This window comes from Desulfobacula sp. (assembly GCF_030611305.1).
Classification (GTDB): Bacteria; Desulfobacterota; Desulfobacteria; order Desulfobacterales; family Desulfobacteraceae; genus Desulfobacula.
Genome location: NZ_JAUWQB010000016.1, coordinates 12,225 through 28,321 on the forward strand (window position 1 = coordinate 12,225; position 16,097 = coordinate 28,321).

The window sequence follows — 16,097 nt, forward strand, 5'->3', positions numbered from 1 at the left end:
GGTGTATAGGGTGCATTTTATTTGCTTAAAGGTCAATAAAAATCTTGACTAAAAAAGGGGTTAGCTGTTATTGAAAAAACGCTCTTAATCAAAGAAAAAGGGAGGAATATGAACATTTTTGATATTGCTGTGATTGTTATTATTTCAGTTTGTTTGATACGGGGACTCTTTAAAGGATTAATTGGAGAAGTGTCAGAAATAATCGGTGTTGTTGCCGGTTTTTACGGTGCCTATACATACTATCCTCTGATCACGCCTTATGCTGAAAAATGGATTGGAAACCCCGGAATCAGAAATCTTACCGCTTTTTTCCTCCTGTTTTGCGCCATTTTAGTTATTGTCAGTCTTATTTCTGTACTGATCCGTAAATTTTTAAAACTTGTTTTTTTGGGGTGGGTTGACCGGGCCTTCGGTTTCGTTTTTGGTGCTGCCAAAGGGGTGTTGATTGTTTCAGTTTTTTTTATTATGGTCACAATATTTTTCCCGAAAAGTTCAAATATTTTTTCCGATTCAAAATTTTCTCCTTATATTGCAAAAGTATCCAAAGCCATGACAGTGTTCGTTTCCCAAAAGACCAAAAGTGATTTTTTAAAACAGCTGGAAGGAATCCTTTAAAATTTGAAAACACTAGACAGACTGTTTGATATTATCCGAACATTAAGAAGTGAAAACGGGTGTGTCTGGGATAGAAAACAGACACCTGAAACCATATGGAAATGCCTTGCAGAAGAAGTATATGAACTTCAAGAGGCTATGGCTAAACAAGACCTGCAAAATATCTGTGAGGAATTGGGGGATATCCTGTTTCAACTTGTTTTTATTGTGGAGATTTTTCAGGAAAGAGAGGAATTCACTCTTTCAGATGTGGTGGGCCATGTGGCCAGAAAAATGATTCGTCGCCATCCCCATGTATACGAAGATGCCAGGATATTAACCCAGGAAGAATTAAACCGGCAGTGGGAGACAATCAAAGCCCTGGAAAAGAAGGAAAATGGACAGAAAAGAGCATCTGTGCTTGATTCGGTCCCTCAAGGGATGCCATCGTTGATTCGGGCGTTAAAAGTATCCGAATGTGTCGTAAAAGAAGGATTTGACTGGGATAATATCCACGAGGTGCTGGATACGGTCAAAGATGAAATAGATGAATTTGAGGCGGCCTTAAAATCCGGGAACCAAAATGAGGCAATTATGGAATTCGGAGATATTTTGTTTACCCTTGTCAATGTTGCAAGATTTGCAAAATTTCATCCGGAAACAGCTCTTGCCGGTTCGACTGCCAAGTTTGAAGGCAGATTCAGGTTGATGGAAAACGAATTAAAGGAGAAACAGGTCAAGCTTAAAGGCCTTTCAAGGGATCAAAAAGACCTGCTTTGGAGCCGGGCAAAACAATCCTATGAAAGATAACCCTCTTCCTTGAAATTTAAAACCTTAGATTTTTTTAATCGTCAAAGTCTCCTGCAGGACCCTTGTCGGCAGTGATATTTGAAGCTTTCTCTATGATTTTTTCTTTTGTCCACTCATCTTTAGATTCAATTTTTTCAGCCTTGAAACCCGGATCATGGGATTTGTTTTTTAAGATTTCGTCAATCACTATCTGGGCTGTATCTGTAGTGTTGAATACGTTGGTTAACAGATCATATACGAATTTTTCGACATCTTTTGCCATCCTGTCTCGGATTTCTTTTGGCTGAACCAGCAATTTACTTTCAAATGGAAGGTTCAGTTTTTTAAAGTTGCCGCCTTTTAAATCATTTGCTTTTGTATAGGCAAGCATTTGAGACCACATATCCTCTGAAACACCTCTGCCTTTTTGTTTGATGAAATTACCATTGTCAAGAATAGCGTTTCCATAATCATTAACTTCAAGGCCCCAGGAGATCATTTGCAGGGCAGTTGCCACATTGGCTTTGGTTGTCCGGGTTTTTGAGACTATCTCACGAAGCCTTTCTGAGTTGTTACCGGAGGTGCCGTGCTGGGCACCGGAGATTTTATATTTGGAAAGGGCTTCATGAATTTGAGCGGTCAGCTCAACATTGATGCCTGTATCGCTGGCTTCAATGCCATGGGTTGTACCATTATTTAAGGCAATCCAGTTGGGAAAAATATTGTGGGCATTGAGTCCCTGGATGAGAAAGAGCGCTTCCTGGGCAGTTGAGAGCCCCAATTTTCCTTTTATCTCACCCACTTCTGTTTCAAGGCCCGCCCAGCCAGGAACATACGGACATAATTCAATATTTGCCAGAAGATTCTGGTCATCCGGCATATGAGAGGCATCAATGGCAATGGAAGTAATACCTGAATCAAACAATGACACGATTTCTTTTTTTGCAGGTTCAATATCTTCCAATTTTTTAATACCGAAATGATCCGCATGGATAGCAACGGGAATGGTAATGCCAAGTTCATTCATAAAGGCATCGGTCATTCTTGCAATATTCCACAGATTCACTGCACAATAGGCGCCTGTCCCTCCTTCAGATCTGGCAATTTCAATCATAATCGCGGCATTGGCACGTTGAGCGGCCGAAAGAGCGCCCTTGATAACAAAAGAGTTTCGTCCGTTGGCGGCAATGGTCATGCAGTTTTCCTTGAGCAACATGGCCTGATCAATATATTTCCCACTGACAAGAAGTGCTTTGGAGTTTGGAAAAAGTTTTTTCACATTAGGGGGTCTGCCAAGGTCAAGAGCGGTCTCAAAGTCTGAAGAGTATTTTAGTGGTTTTATCATATTCTTCTCCCTGATTTTCTTGGATTATTTTTAAATATTGATTATTTTTTACACGAAAAGGGTTTTAAATCAAGAAATATTAAAGAATGAATTTATATTCATGATACTTTTCCATTAAAAGCCTGGAACTACTTTTAAAACAAAAAACAATGTTTATTCATAACTGTCTGTAAAATAACATAAAATAAATTTTTAAATAAATTTTATAATAATAACTATCTGCTTGACATTTATAAAATTCTTTTGTTAAATAATGAACCTTTATTCATTTATATTAAGGAAGGATGATACAAGTTTGCAGAAAAATAAATCGGAAAAATATAATAAAATATTGAACAGTGCAGGTGCCGTTTTTGCAGAATATGGATTTTACAAAGCAACCATATCACAAATAGCAGCACAGGCTGGTGTGGCTGATGGGACATTATATTTGTATTTTAAAAATAAAGATGACATTCTTTATCAGTTCATCAGTTTCAAAACCAATGTTGTGTTTAAGGAAATGCATGCTGCTGTCAAAAAGGGTCGGAATGCCGAAGAAAAGTTGCGGTATTTGATCCGGTGTCATCTTACAGAATTTCAAAATGATAGAAACATGGCGATTATTTTTCAGTCGGAAGTAAGATACTTAAGAGACATTGAATCTCAAATCAAAGATATATCAAAAATGTATCTGGGTCTATTGTCAGATATTATTGAGCAGGGGCAGATTGAAGGTTCCATGCGCCAGGATCTTTTTATCGGTCTTGTTAAGCGATTTATTCTTGGCGCCGTGGAAGGCGTTATCAGTACCTGGGTGTCTGCCGATGGTAGATATGATCTGGTTTCAATGGCAGATCCCCTGGTAGACCTTTATCTGACAGGACTCAAAGGATAATAAATGTCAGTTAGTATCTGAACAATCTAAATTTGTTGAATAAGGCTTTTTGCTTGACGTGTTCTTTTATGTTTATTAAATCTTGCTGAGTTTTTATTTATAAGGTTAAGAAATATTTGGAGGTAAAGAAGCATGGCTTCGATAATCGGTCCGGCAAGTTTTAAATTTTTCGGGATATTTCCCGCAGTAATATTGTCATTTATTTTGCCTGTCATCGGGATAGGACTGTTTTCCTACATTATGGCCAGGCGTATTGCACCTCTTGTGAGGGCAAACCCTGATAGCAGGTTTGATCAAATTGGTAAGCGTGTCAAGAATCTTATCCTTGTATGGCTGGGCCAGATTAGACAGCCAAGGTATATGCTGGCAGGCGTGCTCCATATTGTCATCTTCGCGGGTTTTTTAATTCTGTCCATACGCTCTACGTCACTTGTTATTGTCGGTTTTTCAGATGGATTTGTAGTACCCGGGTTTGGGGGGCTTTTAGGCGATATCTATAATTTTTTCAAAGACTATGCCGCAACCTGTGTGCTCATTGCCTGTATCATTGCAGCTGTCAGAAGGGGGATCTTTAAACCCAAACGATATGCAGTGCCTGAAAAATATGGCAAAGATCATACCGCAGAAGCTGTTTTTGTATTGGGTATTATTGCAACACTCATGATTTCTGAAAGTCTTTTTGAAGCATCTGAGCTTGCCTATACCGGCCATGAACATTTTTTGGCTCCTCTTTCTCTGGTATGGATTTTTAAAGGCATTCTTTCCTCGGCACCCCAAAATGTTCTCCAGGGACTTCATATCTTTACCTATTTTGTTCATGATTTAACTTTTTTCTTTTTTCTGTGTTTCTTACCCATGGGAAAACATTTCCATGTAATTACATCTATCTTCAATGTGTTTTTCATGCGGGTTCAGAAAGGCAAAATCAAACCGGTAATGCATGGGGTTTCCGATGACAAGCTGGATGATCTTGAATCCTTTGGTGTGAAAAAACTTGAAGATTTTACCTGGAAACATATGCTGGATTTTTACTCGTGTGCCGATTGCGGCAGGTGTTCTGATCATTGCCCGGCAAACGCAGCGGGGCGTCCATTATCTCCTAGGTTTATCACCATTAAGGCAAGGGATTTGATATTTAAAAATTATCCCATGTCAGGAGAAATTTATAAAAGCAATTTATTGGTAGAAGATATCTATACTGAAGATGAAATCTGGTCCTGCACCACCTGCGGCGCCTGTGAAGAAGAGTGTCCTCTGGGGATTGAATATATTGACAAAATGGTTGATTTACGTCGGGGTATGGTAGACGAAGGCATGGTGCCCCAGTCCCTGCAAAAACCCTTGAAGGCCCTTGAAAAACGGGGTAATCCTTACGGAAAAATGGAGAAAAAGCGGGCAGACTGGGCAAAGGATAAGGAATTTAAGGCAACTCATCAGATTAAAGATCTTGCCAAGGAAAAAGCAGACACCCTCTATTTTGTAGATAGTATTACATCCTATGATGATGAAATTCAGGATATCGCAAGGCGAACTTCCATTATCCTTGAAAAAGCAGGGGTCGACTTTGGAATTCTGGGTAAGCTGGAAAAGGACAGTGGGAATGAGGTCATTCGGTTTGGTGAGGAAATGCTGTACCAGGATTTAAAAGAGCAAAATACTGAAGCTATTATGGAAAGTGGTGTTAAACAAATTGTGACAGCAGATCCCCATGCTTATAATGCATTGAAAAATGATTATGACAATCTTGTTCCTGTTAAACATATCAGCCAGGTGGTTGCCCAAAAAATAACAACGGGTGAGCTTGATCTTAAACCCTGCCAGAATCCTGACAAGATCTATGTATATCATGACCCATGCTATCTGGGGAGGCACAATGGTATATATGAAGAGCCCAGGCAGGCGATGGATGCCATTGACGGGTTAACAAGAGTAGAACTTGAAAAGAGCCGTGATCGATCATTCTGTTGCGGTGGCGGCGGGTTGATGCTTTTTTATGAACCGGAAGAAGAAATAAGAATGGGTGTTTTAAGAGTCAATATGGCTGCTGAGGCAGGAGCAAATGTCATTGTAACTGCCTGTCCTTTTTGCCTGGTTAATATCCAGGATGCGATCAAGGTCGCAGGAAAAGAAGGAGAAATGGAAGCCTTGGATTTTACAGAACTCATTGAGCAGCATCTTAAATAAATAAATGAGTTACAGTTTTAAGATTAAAAAATCTGTGACAGATAATTGATTTAAAGGAGGCAATAATGGAGATTTTGGTATGTGTCAAGAGAGTACCGGATACTGCTGAGAATGAATTTGAACTCAACAGTGCCGGAAATGATCTTGATCGTGATGATCTGGTTTATTCAGTTAATGAATGGGATAATTATGCGGTTGAAGAAGCGATCCAGATTGTTGATAAAGTCGGTGGAAGTGTGACGGTTATCACTGTTGGTGATGATGAATCAGAAGAAGTGTTGAGGCGTGAGATGGCAATGGGTGCCAATAATGGTATTCTTCTTTCTGACGATGCATTTGAAGGATCTGATGGCTTGGGGATTGCGGCCATTCTTAAGGCAGAAACCCAAAAAGGCAATTATGACCTGATTATGTCAGGTGCCCAGGCAGACGAAGGAGCAGGCCAGGTGGGTGGAATGCTCGCCGCAATGCTGGATTACCCCTATGCATCTCTGGTGAATAAAATTGAGATCAGTGATGGCAAAATAACAGTGGGCAGAGAGATTGAGGGCGGAAACCAGGAAATGAATGAAATGGACCTTCCTTGCGTTCTTTCTATCCAGACAGGTATTAATGAGCCCCGTTATGTGGGCATCCGAGGTATCAGAAAAGTGGCCAGTGTGGATATTCCTGTTAAGGGAACGTCTGATCTTGGTCTTGATGCGGCTAATGTCGGAGAAGCCGGTGCAAAAACCAAAAGAGTCGATTATTTTGTCCCTGATACGGGTGAAGGTGCCGAGATGCTTGAAGGCTCCACCGACGAGATCATTGAAAAACTGATTGAGAAGCTTAAAGCAAAAGGAGGGTTATAATCATGACACAGATTTTTGCATATATTCCATTTAAAAATGGTGCTGCTGAAGACGTGGCCTTGGAGTATCCTTCAGCTGCCAAAAAAATTGATGAGGGTGCATCCTTAACTGCTGTTGTAACAGGATCAGGTGCAGATCTGGATAAAGTGGCCGATGAGATGACTTCCATTTATTCGGAAGTGATTAAAATTGATCATGCCGATCTGGCTTATCCAAACGCAGAAGTTGTCAGAAAAGTTCTGGTCAATATTATTCCAACCGATGCTATTTTTCTTACGGCTCACGATACGTTTGGGATGGACCTGGCGCCAGGCCTTTCCGTTAAAATGGATTCAGCTTATGCAGCTGATATGGTTGATTTTGAAGGGATAGACGGAACAACCCTGAAAGCAGTTCGCCAGGAACTTGGCGGGGCTGTGAGCACCCATGTGGCCATTGATATATCTTCCGGGGTTGTTATGACCGTCCGGCCCGGATCTTTTGCGCCGGTTGACGGCGGGTCAGCCAGTGGGGCAGTGGTTGATAAATCCGGTGATGCCGGTGATCTTTCCGCAAAAAGAAAATTCCTTGAAATTGTTGCGGCAGAAGTGGGTGATGTGGACATTACTAAATCTGATGTTCTCGTGTCTGTTGGCCGCGGTATTGAGGATGAAGAAAATATTGAAGTTGCCCAGGAACTTGCTGAAGCAATGAATTCGGTTGTATCCTGCTCAAGACCGATTGTTGATGCCAAATGGCTTGAGAAATCACGACAGGTTGGAACATCCGGCCAGACCGTTAAGCCAAAAGTATACATGGCCATGGGGATTTCAGGTTCTTTCCAGCATATGGGCGGCGTAAAGGGCAACCCGTTTATCGTTGCTGTTAACAAGAACCCCAAAGCACCGATTTTCCAGGTAGCAGATGTCGGTATTGTTGAAGATATCCTTGATTTTATGCCTGAACTTACCGAAGCAATTAATGATCTTTAAGATTTTAAGATTATTTAAAGAGATTTTTTGAAAAGGGGCCTGAAATTTTGAGTAAGGCCCCTTTTTATTTTTTCTGCCTTTCAGATTACAGCCATTCAACCGGTTCAAGCATCAACCTTCTCACCATCTACTTGATTTCATATATCTTTTCATCCCAAGTTATAAGTTTATCAATTAAAATTTTTAAACTAAAGAATAGCATCTTTATCTTTATATGCCTCAAAACATAAAGTTATATATGCCGAACATTTAAATGTGTCAATGAAAAAATGAGGTCATCGAGGACTTATTAGTTTGATATTTTAAATTTTTACTTTAAAGACTGGTACTTAAAAGGATAAAGCCTAAACAAGCTACCAATAGGCCTGCCATGGCTTCAATCATATATTCAAGTATGGTTAAAATCCTGCTGTGATTGGAAGCCAAAGAGAGAACAGCGACTTTGCCTGACATGCCTGCCATAACAATCAATGTAATGGTTGAGGCCATGCCGAAAGAAATGGTTGTGCCCAGTAGAATTCCCAGCCAGGTTAAATCCATGGAAATGGCAAACAACATCACCATTACCACACCGGGGCAGGGAATGATACCAACTGCGATTGCTGTTATAAATGGATTGGCAAACAGTTTTGTACGGGGCTTGGGATGTGCTGTTTTATTTTTGATCCATTTATAAATACTTGTGAAAAATATGATGAGCCCAAGGCAGGTGATCAAAGAATAGCTGATGATTTGAGTGATACTTGTCATGGTTTCAAGTGATGCGGAAATGCTTGTTTGTAATAAGTATTTTACGGTCAGAACAAAGAAAATCCCTGAAAATCCATGGGTTAATGCCACAAGATTGCCGAAAATCAAGCCCTGGGAAAAACTTGGTTTGCAGGACAGAATATAGGACAGGGCGACGGCCTTTCCATGGCCGGGGCCGGCTGAATGGATAACGCCATAGGCAAAGGCTGAGGCAATAAGAATAAAAAAGGGTGTCGGGCTTTTTCTTGTTTTGGCCTCACGTATCAAACTGGACATCTTTTCTCTTAACTGCTGCTGCCAGAAAATTATCTTAACAAAGAATTTGCTTTTTATCAGTGGCTCAGGTGTCGTGTGCTGATTTTCAGGTTTTGCTGTAAATGGATTATGAGCACTCCCCATAGAGGCAGGTATAAAAAAAAATGACAATAAAGCAATAATAATTAGAATCTTTTTCATTACTTTAATTTGAAATCCAGAAATAATGCCCAAGGATTCACCATGTCATAGTATATCAAGGTAGCTTTGTCTCTTTTTATGTGAGCATTGACCTCAAACTTGTCATTGTTTTCAATTGCAAAAGGATGTTGTTCTGTAAAATAAATGGCAGAGTAGTAATTCGGGTCATAGAAAGCAATGTTAATGTGTTTAAAATTTTTTATGGCACTGACATGGCAGGGGATGAAAAAACCATAAATCAATTTTCCGTTTTCAAGTTTGGCAGAAAAGTCAGTCACATATTTAACGTTAAAAGGAGTGCCGTCAATTTTTACATAAATAAAATAATTGAATTCGGCAATATAGGAAAAGGCTTTTTCCCTGATAGATGCCACCTCGGTTTTTTCAAGAGTTCCGTTTTTATTCAGATCATGATCCTCGCAGATCATGTTTGAAAACATGTCATCAAACTTCCAGTATACATTAAAACCTGCCAAACCTTTTTCATCAAACACGATTTTCAGATTCTGGGCAATAAAAACATGGGGATGTGCCCATGTGATTCCGATGGAGAGAAACAACAGGCAGGAGATGACAAAAACAGATTTGATAACTATATGTTTCATATATTTCATACCAGTATTTTTATAGTATTCGTATTTTTTGACCCCGTATATAGTATGGGTAATATAAAATTGAAATAGAAAAAAGATACGGCCGGTACAAACAGGGCAGAATGAAATTACATGACTGGCATTTTGGGTAAATAGCGCGATATCGTCTGCTGAGGTATGCCCAATTCTCTTTTGGTAGTTAATCTGTGATTGGTTCGATGTCACAATGGGGACAGGTATCGATTTTTTTTAAAAAAGCCCTGAATTTTTTAAAGGTCTGTTTATCCATTGCATGTTCCATCTGGCACGCCGTACGGTCTGCTGTCTCTTCATCAACCTTTAATATTCTGAAAAGAAAATCTTTTAAAAAAATATGACGGTGCTCTATTTCCACTGCGATTTTTCTGCCTTCAGGAGTTAAGGTGACATATCCATAGGGTTCATAGTTGATAAGCTTGTTTTCAGTAAGCTTTTTTAACATCCCTGTAACGGAACCTCTTTTAATATCCATCTTTTCGGCAATATCCTTTGACCGAGCCACTGTTTTTGTTCTCTGCAATTCAAGTATGATTTCAAGATAATCTTCAAGGCTTTCTGAAAGCTGATTTTTTTTAGCCATGTCTTTTCTCCATTAAGTTTATCATCATATGTTTATATTTAAATATTTAGTAAGTCAAATATTTATTTTATACATGCAGCTCATTTTTTTATTGACAATAATAAAAGTTGGGCTTATAAAACATTCCATGCAGCAACGAATTTAATGTGCTATGAAAAACAAGGAGATAACCATGGGAATAATAAACCTAAGACAGATGGGTGTGGATCAAACCGGGATCATTACCCGTGTAAAAGCAAATGGCGAGCTTGGCAGGCGGCTCAGGGACATGGGGTTGATCCCGGGTAAGGAAATCAAGGTGCAGGGGAAGGCCCCTCTGTATGACCCGGTCTCTTTAAGGATTATGGGATTTACACTAACGCTTCGTAATAATGAAGCCGACTATATTGAAGTAGAGGTGCAATAAGATGAGTACGGCAATCGTATTGGCAGGGAACCCGAATTCAGGCAAAACAACTCTTTTTAATGAATTAACAGGCGCGCGACAGCATGTAGGGAATTATCCCGGCGTGACTGTTGAAAAAAAACAAGGAACATGCGTAAGCGATTCCGGGAAATTCAATATAGTTGATCTTCCCGGAACCTATTCTCTGACTGCATATTCTTTGGAGGAGGTTGTTGCAAGAGATTTTCTTGTAAATGAAAAACCTTCCATGATCGTCAATATTGTTGATGCATCCAATCTTGAAAGAAATCTTTATCTGTCAGTCCAGTTTATGGAAATGGGGATTCCTGTAACCATTGCATTAAATATGATGGATGTGGCAAAAAAACGGGGTATTCAGATTAATATTGAAAAATTGTCAAAACTATTGAATGTTCCCATTGTTCCGATTATTGCCCGAAGTGGCGAAGGGAAAAAAGAACTGCTGCAGACCATTGCCGCAAATATGAATGGTAAAGTTGAACCTTTAACGATTTCCTATGGATATGACATTGATACTGCCCTTGATGAAATGGAAGAAATTATCCGGTCCTCCGCTTTTTTAACTGCAAACTACAGAGCAAGATGGACTGCTATCAAATATCTTGAAAATGACAGCCAGGTTATTGAATCAGGTAAAAAGGACAATATAAAGGTTGCTTTGCAACTGGAAAAGATTGTTGAAAAAGTTACCAGCCATCTTTTAGCAACCCTTGATACACATCCTGAAGGAATAATTGCAGATCAGAGGTACGGATTTATCAATTCAGTTCTAAAACAGAACGTGATCAGTTATTTTTATGACAAAAACAGAATGCAATTGTCAGATAAAATTGATAAAGTAGTGACAAACCGATTCCTGGGACCCATCATTATGGTTGCGATTTTGATGGGACTCTATAAATTTACATTTACCTATAGCGAAATCCCGGTGGGGTGGTTTGAAAGCTTTTTCGGGTGGGTTGGAGGTGTTGCAGATAATGCCTTGCCTGAAGGGCATTTAAAATCCCTTGTTATTTCCGGAATAATTGACGGGGTGGGTGGAGTTCTTGGATTTGTGCCTTTGATCATGTTCATGTTTTTAGGGATTGCTTTCCTTGAAGACTCGGGATACCTGGCACGAATGGCCTTTATGCTGGACAGGGTGTTCAGGATGTTCGGTCTCCACGGCAGTTCTGTGATGGCATTTATTGTATCCGGCGGTATTGCAGGCGGATGTGCAGTCCCGGGTGTTATGGCCACCAGAACCCTTAAATCTCCCAAAGAAAGACTTGCAACGCTTTTAACAGTTCCGTTTATGAATTGTGGTGCCAAACTTCCGGTATTTGCATTGCTGGTAGCTGCATTTTTTGCTGAAAATGAAGCAACTGTGATGCTGCTTATTACAATGATCTCATGGATGGGTGCATTGCTTGTGGCCTGGGCTTTGCGGTCTACTATTATAAAAGGAGAATCAACGCCATTTGTCATGGAACTTCCCCCATACAGGATGCCGACTTTTAAAGGTATTTTGATTCATACCTGGGAAAGAACCTGGCAGTATATTAAAAAGGCAGGCACTGTTATTTTAGGAGTCTCCATTGTTCTCTGGGCCATGATGACATTTCCAGGGCTTCCTGAGACTAAGACTCAAGAATTTGAAAACCAGCGGTCAACCATTACATCTGGTGTACCATTTCAGATTTTGGATGAACTTGAAATCCTTGAACAAGGTAACCTGAAGGTCACACGTAAATTGTCTGCAAAGGCACTGGCCGTAAAGGAAAGCCTTAACCAGGTTGATTTTGATGAAGCCCATGCAGGTTTGAAAAATTCCATTGCTGGCAGAATTGGTTCTTCCCTTGAAGGGATAACAAAGTTTGCAGGATTTGACTGGAGAACAAATATTGCCCTTGTGGGCGGATTTGCCGCAAAGGAGGTCGTGGTATCAACTCTTGGTACTGCCTATTCCATTGGCGAAGTAGTTCCGGAAGAAACTGCTTCTCTTTCTGACAGGCTAAAAGCAGCAGAGGGTTGGGGACCTCTGACCGCATTTAGTCTGATCATATTCACTATTTTTTATGCCCCCTGTTTTGTGACAGTGGTCTGTATTGCAAAAGAGGCAGGATCATGGAAATGGGCTGCCTTTTCCGTTGTGTTTAATACGGCACTTGCTTTTGGATTGTCAGTAATTTTTTACCAGGTCGGGTCCCTAATCCTGACATAAATAAAGGAAGATAAATCATGGATTCAATTATTGTTGGAATTATCGTAATCGGTGCGGTGATTTTCAGCGTAAAAAGTTTTATTAAAATCTATAGAGGAGAAGGTGATTGCAGTTGTGGTGAAGGATGTTCCTGCTCCTCCAAGAATTCTTGCAATCCCTAATCCTTAATTTTTTTCTTCACCAATGAGGGAATAGTAGCTCGTGCAGAGAATGACTGGAATTCAATCAAACTATTGCATTTCCTGTTCAGAAGCTCAATGGCGGAACTAATTTTTTAACGGGTGATCTTTTTGCCTGTGGTATTTTTCCAGGACAGATATCAATTTTTCAACTTTGTTTTTCCGCGGTTCCAGGAATGCCGCAAAATCATGAATAGGATGTTATTTTAAAATAATTAAAAATAGATACATGACTGAGGCATAAATAGGAAATAAAATGATTGACATACCCTGATGAATTAAATATGAAAGGCAATAATTAATCACCCGAAGGTGATAAGATAAGATAATTTAGTTCTAGTTAATATTTGTATCTAAAAGCCATGAAGGCCTTTTTCTGAGAACAGAAAAAAATCCTTCGTGGCTTTTTTATTTTTGAGGATAAAATGAAGTTTATAATTATTTTCATAGTTTTCTTTTTCCCCTGGTCGTTTTCCCAGGCCCATGTAAAACAGATGGAAAAAGATACTGACGGAGACGGTAAGATAGATCAGATTGCTTTTTTTGATGTTCAAGGCAAGATCAAACGGCTTGAGATCGACAGCAACAAAGACGGCCTCATTGATCGTTATCAATATTATCTGGATGAAAAACTTATCAGGATTGAAAGAGATACGGATTTTGATCAGAAGATTGACTGTAGGGATAATTATCAATTAGGGAAAAGGATAAAACAAACCCGGATTACCATTGATGATAAAGTCATTCAGATCACTTTGTTTGATGAAAACGAGCAAGTTTCTTTAATAAAAAAAGATAGTTCCGGCAATGGGGAGTTTGATCTTTTTTACTATTATCAAGCAGGCAGCCTGATCTTATCCACAAAAGACACCAATGATAACAATAAGATCAATATATGGCAGACATATAAAAACAACAGGCCTTTTGAGCAAAAGGTGGATGATAATGAAGATGGTAATTTTGAAAGAATTGTATTGTATGACCAAAACGGGGTTCCCCAAAAAAGCCTTCACGACCTTGATGGGGACGACAGTCTGGAGACATTCCGGTTTTATATCAAGGGCGAGATTTTAAAGCAGCATAAGGATGCCAATCTTGATGGTATAATGGATTCCAAGACTTATTTTGAAAACTCCGTTCCAATTGAACAGAAAACAGATTCAAACTTTGACGGAAAATTTGATATTTTTACAACCTTTAAAAACAACAGGCCTGTAACCCGGAACAAGGATACGGATTTTGATGGAAAGATAGACTGCTTTACCCTGTTTGACCAGGCAGGTTTGGTAAAAGAGATAAAAGAGGATACAAAAAATAGCGGTAATATTGACAGGCTCAGATTTTTTAAAGATGGAAAGCCCACACGCGTAGAGTATGATTCAGATGGAGATGTTTTCTTAGAAACCAAATCGTATTTTAAAAACGGTAAAATAAGTATTCAGACGAAAGATGAAAACAGCGACAAAAAGCCTGATATCAGAATTATTTTCAACTCCAGAGAAGAAAAAATAAAGGTTGAAATGGATACGGATTTTACCGGGAAAAATGATACCTGGCATTTTTACAAAAACAATGGGCTTGTCAGAACTGAGAAGGATGAAAACAAGAACGGAACAGTTGATCTGGTCATCTGGTATGACAAAGGTTCCAGGTCGAAATTGGCAAAGGATACAAATAATAACGGATGTTTTAACATCACCCAGAGCTTTGACAGCCCTGAATGGTCTATGGTTACAGAACAGGATATGGATTGTGACAAGAATGTTGAAGCCTGTTTTTTTTATAAAGATGGTGTGCTTAGGGTAAAAGAACTGGATGAAAATAATGATGGTCTTATTGACCTTAAAGAGTATTTTGATCCAAAGGGAAAAATTGTCAAAAGCATGGAAGATGATGGCTTTACCGGCAGACTCAATCTTGTCTGGTTTTTCGATGACCTGGAAAATCCGGTCAGGGCGGAAAAAGACAATGATGGAGATGGTAAGGCTGACACATGGTTTTTTTATCATAAAGGCAGGTTGGCAAAAGTAGAAGAAGATACAAATAAAGATGGGCTTCCTGATTTGTGGGAACAATACGATGAAGCAGAAATATTAATTAAAAATGAAAAAGACCTGGATTTTGACGGAATGGCTGATGTCATAGAGTATCATAGAAGATCATCAGAATGATTCATAAAAAAGGTCAATATAATTATCAGGCAGGGAGATTTAAATGGTTGAATTTTTATCAAAAGGCGGGATGCTGGTAATTCCGATTCTGTTATGTTCGGTTTTTGCCTTGGCTATATTTTTAGAAAGAATGATCAGCTTTGCAAGAATGCGCACTCGCGGCAGGGAAATTGACCAAAAAGTCGCCTCACTTCTTATGGAGAAAAAAGATGACGAAGCAAAAAGGGCAGCCCAAAACAGTGACTCTCCCATGGGACGTGTGCTTACCCAGGCTCTTGAGGTCAAGAACAGGGAGAGGGAAACCCTGGAAACTGTTATTATCAATGCCATTGACAGAGAGGTGCAGAACCTTTCATCATATATCCAGACACTTGCCACCATTGGCAATATTGCTCCCCTGCTGGGTCTTCTCGGGACAGTTGTCGGGATGATTAAGGCTTTTATGGTGATTCAGCAGATGGGGGGCAAGGTTAATGCAGCAGTTCTTGCAGGCGGCATATGGGAAGCTATGCTTACCACAGCTATCGGCCTTGCAGTGGCGCTTCCAACCATGGTTGCCCATAGCTACCTTTTAGCCAGGGTGGATAAATATGAAGCAAGACTTCAAAACGGGGCAGTGACATTTATTAAGGCCATTTCCAAAGGAGATTAAAATGCTTGTTCATAGAAAAAGAAAACCTCGTTACCAGATACAGACACCTCTTACATCCTTGATAGATATCATCTTTATGCTGCTTATCTATTTTCTTTTGACCACCAACTTCATAGTGGATGAAGGCATTAAAATCAAACTTCCCCAGGCAAAATCGGCGCAACCCCAGATCAACAAAGAAATTACCGTTTATGTTGATAAAAACGGTCAGGCATTTATAGGGGAGAATAAGGTTCCTGAAGATCTTCTTTTTAAAACATTAAAAGAGATGATAGGCAATAAAAAAGATAAGTTGGTGATTATTAAGGCAGACCGGACTATTGTGTTGAACAAAGCTGTTAAGGTCATGGACATTGCCAAGGCTGCAGGTGCAGGAAGATTATGCCTTGCAACGGAAAGGAAATTGTAATCGGTGTATTCTTTACCAGGTGATCAA

16 protein-coding genes are annotated in these 16,097 nt (G+C 39.6%); 12 read left to right on the forward strand and 4 right to left on the reverse strand.

What is annotated here, in order from left to right; all coding sequences use genetic code 11:
- Window positions 1-108 precede the first annotated feature (108 nt).
- Window positions 109-615: a CvpA family protein gene (locus QAI40_RS04715; protein WP_299976584.1), complete on the forward strand. Its 507-nt coding sequence runs from the start codon at window positions 109-111 to the stop codon at window positions 613-615.
- Window positions 616-618: 3 nt separating this feature from the next.
- Window positions 619-1,404: a nucleoside triphosphate pyrophosphohydrolase gene (gene mazG / locus QAI40_RS04720; protein ID WP_299976587.1), complete on the forward strand. Its 786-nt coding sequence runs from the start codon at window positions 619-621 to the stop codon at window positions 1,402-1,404.
- A gap of 34 nt (window positions 1,405-1,438) precedes the next feature.
- Here mazG and QAI40_RS04725 read toward each other — a convergent pair whose 3' ends face one another.
- The gene (locus tag QAI40_RS04725) at window positions 1,439-2,728 is read right to left on the reverse strand and encodes a class II fructose-bisphosphate aldolase (RefSeq protein WP_299976590.1); all 1,290 of its coding nucleotides are present in this window, start codon (window positions 2,726-2,728) and stop codon (window positions 1,439-1,441) included.
- Between the two features lie 295 nt (window positions 2,729-3,023).
- Between QAI40_RS04725 and QAI40_RS04730 the strand changes: the two genes are divergently transcribed.
- From QAI40_RS04730 to QAI40_RS04745, 4 genes are all read left to right on the forward strand, one after another.
- Window positions 3,024-3,605, forward strand: coding sequence for a TetR/AcrR family transcriptional regulator (locus QAI40_RS04730; protein ID WP_299976593.1), 582 nt, complete (start codon window positions 3,024-3,026; stop codon window positions 3,603-3,605).
- A 132-nt stretch (window positions 3,606-3,737) separates the two neighbouring features.
- Window positions 3,738-5,789: a (Fe-S)-binding protein gene (locus tag QAI40_RS04735; protein WP_299976595.1), complete on the forward strand. Its 2,052-nt coding sequence runs from the start codon at window positions 3,738-3,740 to the stop codon at window positions 5,787-5,789.
- Window positions 5,790-5,854: 65 nt separating this feature from the next.
- Window positions 5,855-6,640 carry an electron transfer flavoprotein subunit beta/FixA family protein gene (locus QAI40_RS04740; RefSeq protein WP_299976598.1) on the forward strand — a complete coding sequence of 262 codons (786 nt, stop codon included), beginning with the start codon at window positions 5,855-5,857 and terminating at the stop codon, window positions 6,638-6,640.
- Window positions 6,641-6,642: 2 nt separating this feature from the next.
- The gene (locus tag QAI40_RS04745; RefSeq protein ID WP_299976601.1) at window positions 6,643-7,611 is read left to right on the forward strand and encodes an electron transfer flavoprotein subunit alpha/FixB family protein; all 969 of its coding nucleotides are present in this window, start codon (window positions 6,643-6,645) and stop codon (window positions 7,609-7,611) included.
- A gap of 315 nt (window positions 7,612-7,926) precedes the next feature.
- On the opposite strand, the gene QAI40_RS04750 is transcribed toward QAI40_RS04745, so the two are convergent.
- From QAI40_RS04750 to QAI40_RS04760, 3 genes are all read right to left on the reverse strand, one after another.
- Window positions 7,927-8,817, reverse strand: coding sequence for a nickel/cobalt transporter (locus QAI40_RS04750; protein WP_299976603.1), 891 nt, complete (start codon window positions 8,815-8,817; stop codon window positions 7,927-7,929).
- Window positions 8,817-9,422 (reverse strand): DUF1007 family protein, encoded by a 606-nt coding sequence (locus QAI40_RS04755; RefSeq protein WP_299976606.1) that lies wholly within the window; start codon window positions 9,420-9,422, stop codon window positions 8,817-8,819. The genes QAI40_RS04750 and QAI40_RS04755 overlap by 1 nt, the downstream gene beginning before the upstream one ends.
- Window positions 9,423-9,609: 187 nt before the next feature.
- Window positions 9,610-10,029: a metal-dependent transcriptional regulator gene (locus QAI40_RS04760; RefSeq protein ID WP_299976608.1), complete on the reverse strand. Its 420-nt coding sequence runs from the start codon at window positions 10,027-10,029 to the stop codon at window positions 9,610-9,612.
- A gap of 172 nt (window positions 10,030-10,201) precedes the next feature.
- Here QAI40_RS04760 and QAI40_RS04765 point away from each other — a divergent pair, with 172 nt between their 5' ends.
- The 6 genes from QAI40_RS04765 (at window position 10,202) to QAI40_RS04785 (ending at window position 16,070) form a co-directional block, all read left to right on the forward strand.
- Window positions 10,202-10,435, forward strand: a complete 234-nt coding sequence (locus QAI40_RS04765; protein WP_299976610.1) for a FeoA family protein — start codon at window positions 10,202-10,204, stop codon at window positions 10,433-10,435.
- Window position 10,436: 1 nt separating this feature from the next.
- Window positions 10,437-12,659 carry a ferrous iron transport protein B gene (gene feoB / locus QAI40_RS04770; RefSeq protein ID WP_299976613.1) on the forward strand — a complete coding sequence of 741 codons (2,223 nt, stop codon included), beginning with the start codon at window positions 10,437-10,439 and terminating at the stop codon, window positions 12,657-12,659.
- 17 nt (window positions 12,660-12,676) lie between these two features.
- A complete protein-coding gene (locus tag QAI40_RS17155; protein WP_299976616.1) occupies window positions 12,677-12,820 on the forward strand; it encodes a FeoB-associated Cys-rich membrane protein in 144 nt (47 codons plus the stop codon).
- A gap of 443 nt (window positions 12,821-13,263) precedes the next feature.
- Window positions 13,264-15,009: a hypothetical protein gene (locus tag QAI40_RS04775; RefSeq protein WP_299976619.1), complete on the forward strand. Its 1,746-nt coding sequence runs from the start codon at window positions 13,264-13,266 to the stop codon at window positions 15,007-15,009.
- A gap of 43 nt (window positions 15,010-15,052) precedes the next feature.
- A complete protein-coding gene (locus tag QAI40_RS04780) occupies window positions 15,053-15,661 on the forward strand; it encodes a MotA/TolQ/ExbB proton channel family protein (RefSeq protein WP_299976622.1) in 609 nt (202 codons plus the stop codon).
- A 1-nt stretch (window position 15,662) separates the two neighbouring features.
- On the forward strand, window positions 15,663-16,070 hold the full coding sequence (locus QAI40_RS04785; RefSeq protein WP_299976625.1) for an ExbD/TolR family protein: 408 nt from the start codon (window positions 15,663-15,665) through the stop codon (window positions 16,068-16,070).
- The last annotated feature ends 27 nt before the right edge of the window (window positions 16,071-16,097 follow it).

Bases quoted from the DNA above. Each gene is read 5' to 3' on its own strand.
- QAI40_RS17155 (WP_299976616.1), top strand. From the start codon at position 12,677: ATGGATTCAATTATTGTTGGAATTATCGTAATCGGTGCGGTGATTTTC.
- QAI40_RS04755 (WP_299976606.1), bottom strand. From the start codon at position 9,422: ATGAAACATATAGTTATCAAATCTGTTTTTGTCATCTCCTGCCTGTTG.
- QAI40_RS04715 (WP_299976584.1), top strand. From the start codon at position 109: ATGAACATTTTTGATATTGCTGTGATTGTTATTATTTCAGTTTGTTTG.
- QAI40_RS04785 (WP_299976625.1), top strand. From the start codon at position 15,663: ATGCTTGTTCATAGAAAAAGAAAACCTCGTTACCAGATACAGACACCT.
- QAI40_RS04740 (WP_299976598.1), top strand. From the start codon at position 5,855: ATGGAGATTTTGGTATGTGTCAAGAGAGTACCGGATACTGCTGAGAAT.
- QAI40_RS04765 (WP_299976610.1), top strand. From the start codon at position 10,202: ATGGGAATAATAAACCTAAGACAGATGGGTGTGGATCAAACCGGGATC.
- QAI40_RS04780 (WP_299976622.1), top strand. From the start codon at position 15,053: ATGGTTGAATTTTTATCAAAAGGCGGGATGCTGGTAATTCCGATTCTG.
- QAI40_RS04735 (WP_299976595.1), top strand. From the start codon at position 3,738: ATGGCTTCGATAATCGGTCCGGCAAGTTTTAAATTTTTCGGGATATTT.
- feoB (WP_299976613.1), top strand. From the start codon at position 10,437: ATGAGTACGGCAATCGTATTGGCAGGGAACCCGAATTCAGGCAAAACA.
- QAI40_RS04745 (WP_299976601.1), top strand. From the start codon at position 6,643: ATGACACAGATTTTTGCATATATTCCATTTAAAAATGGTGCTGCTGAA.
- QAI40_RS04725 (WP_299976590.1), bottom strand. From the start codon at position 2,728: ATGATAAAACCACTAAAATACTCTTCAGACTTTGAGACCGCTCTTGAC.
- QAI40_RS04775 (WP_299976619.1), top strand. From the start codon at position 13,264: ATGAAGTTTATAATTATTTTCATAGTTTTCTTTTTCCCCTGGTCGTTT.
- QAI40_RS04760 (WP_299976608.1), bottom strand. From the start codon at position 10,029: ATGGCTAAAAAAAATCAGCTTTCAGAAAGCCTTGAAGATTATCTTGAA.
- QAI40_RS04750 (WP_299976603.1), bottom strand. From the start codon at position 8,817: ATGAAAAAGATTCTAATTATTATTGCTTTATTGTCATTTTTTTTTATA.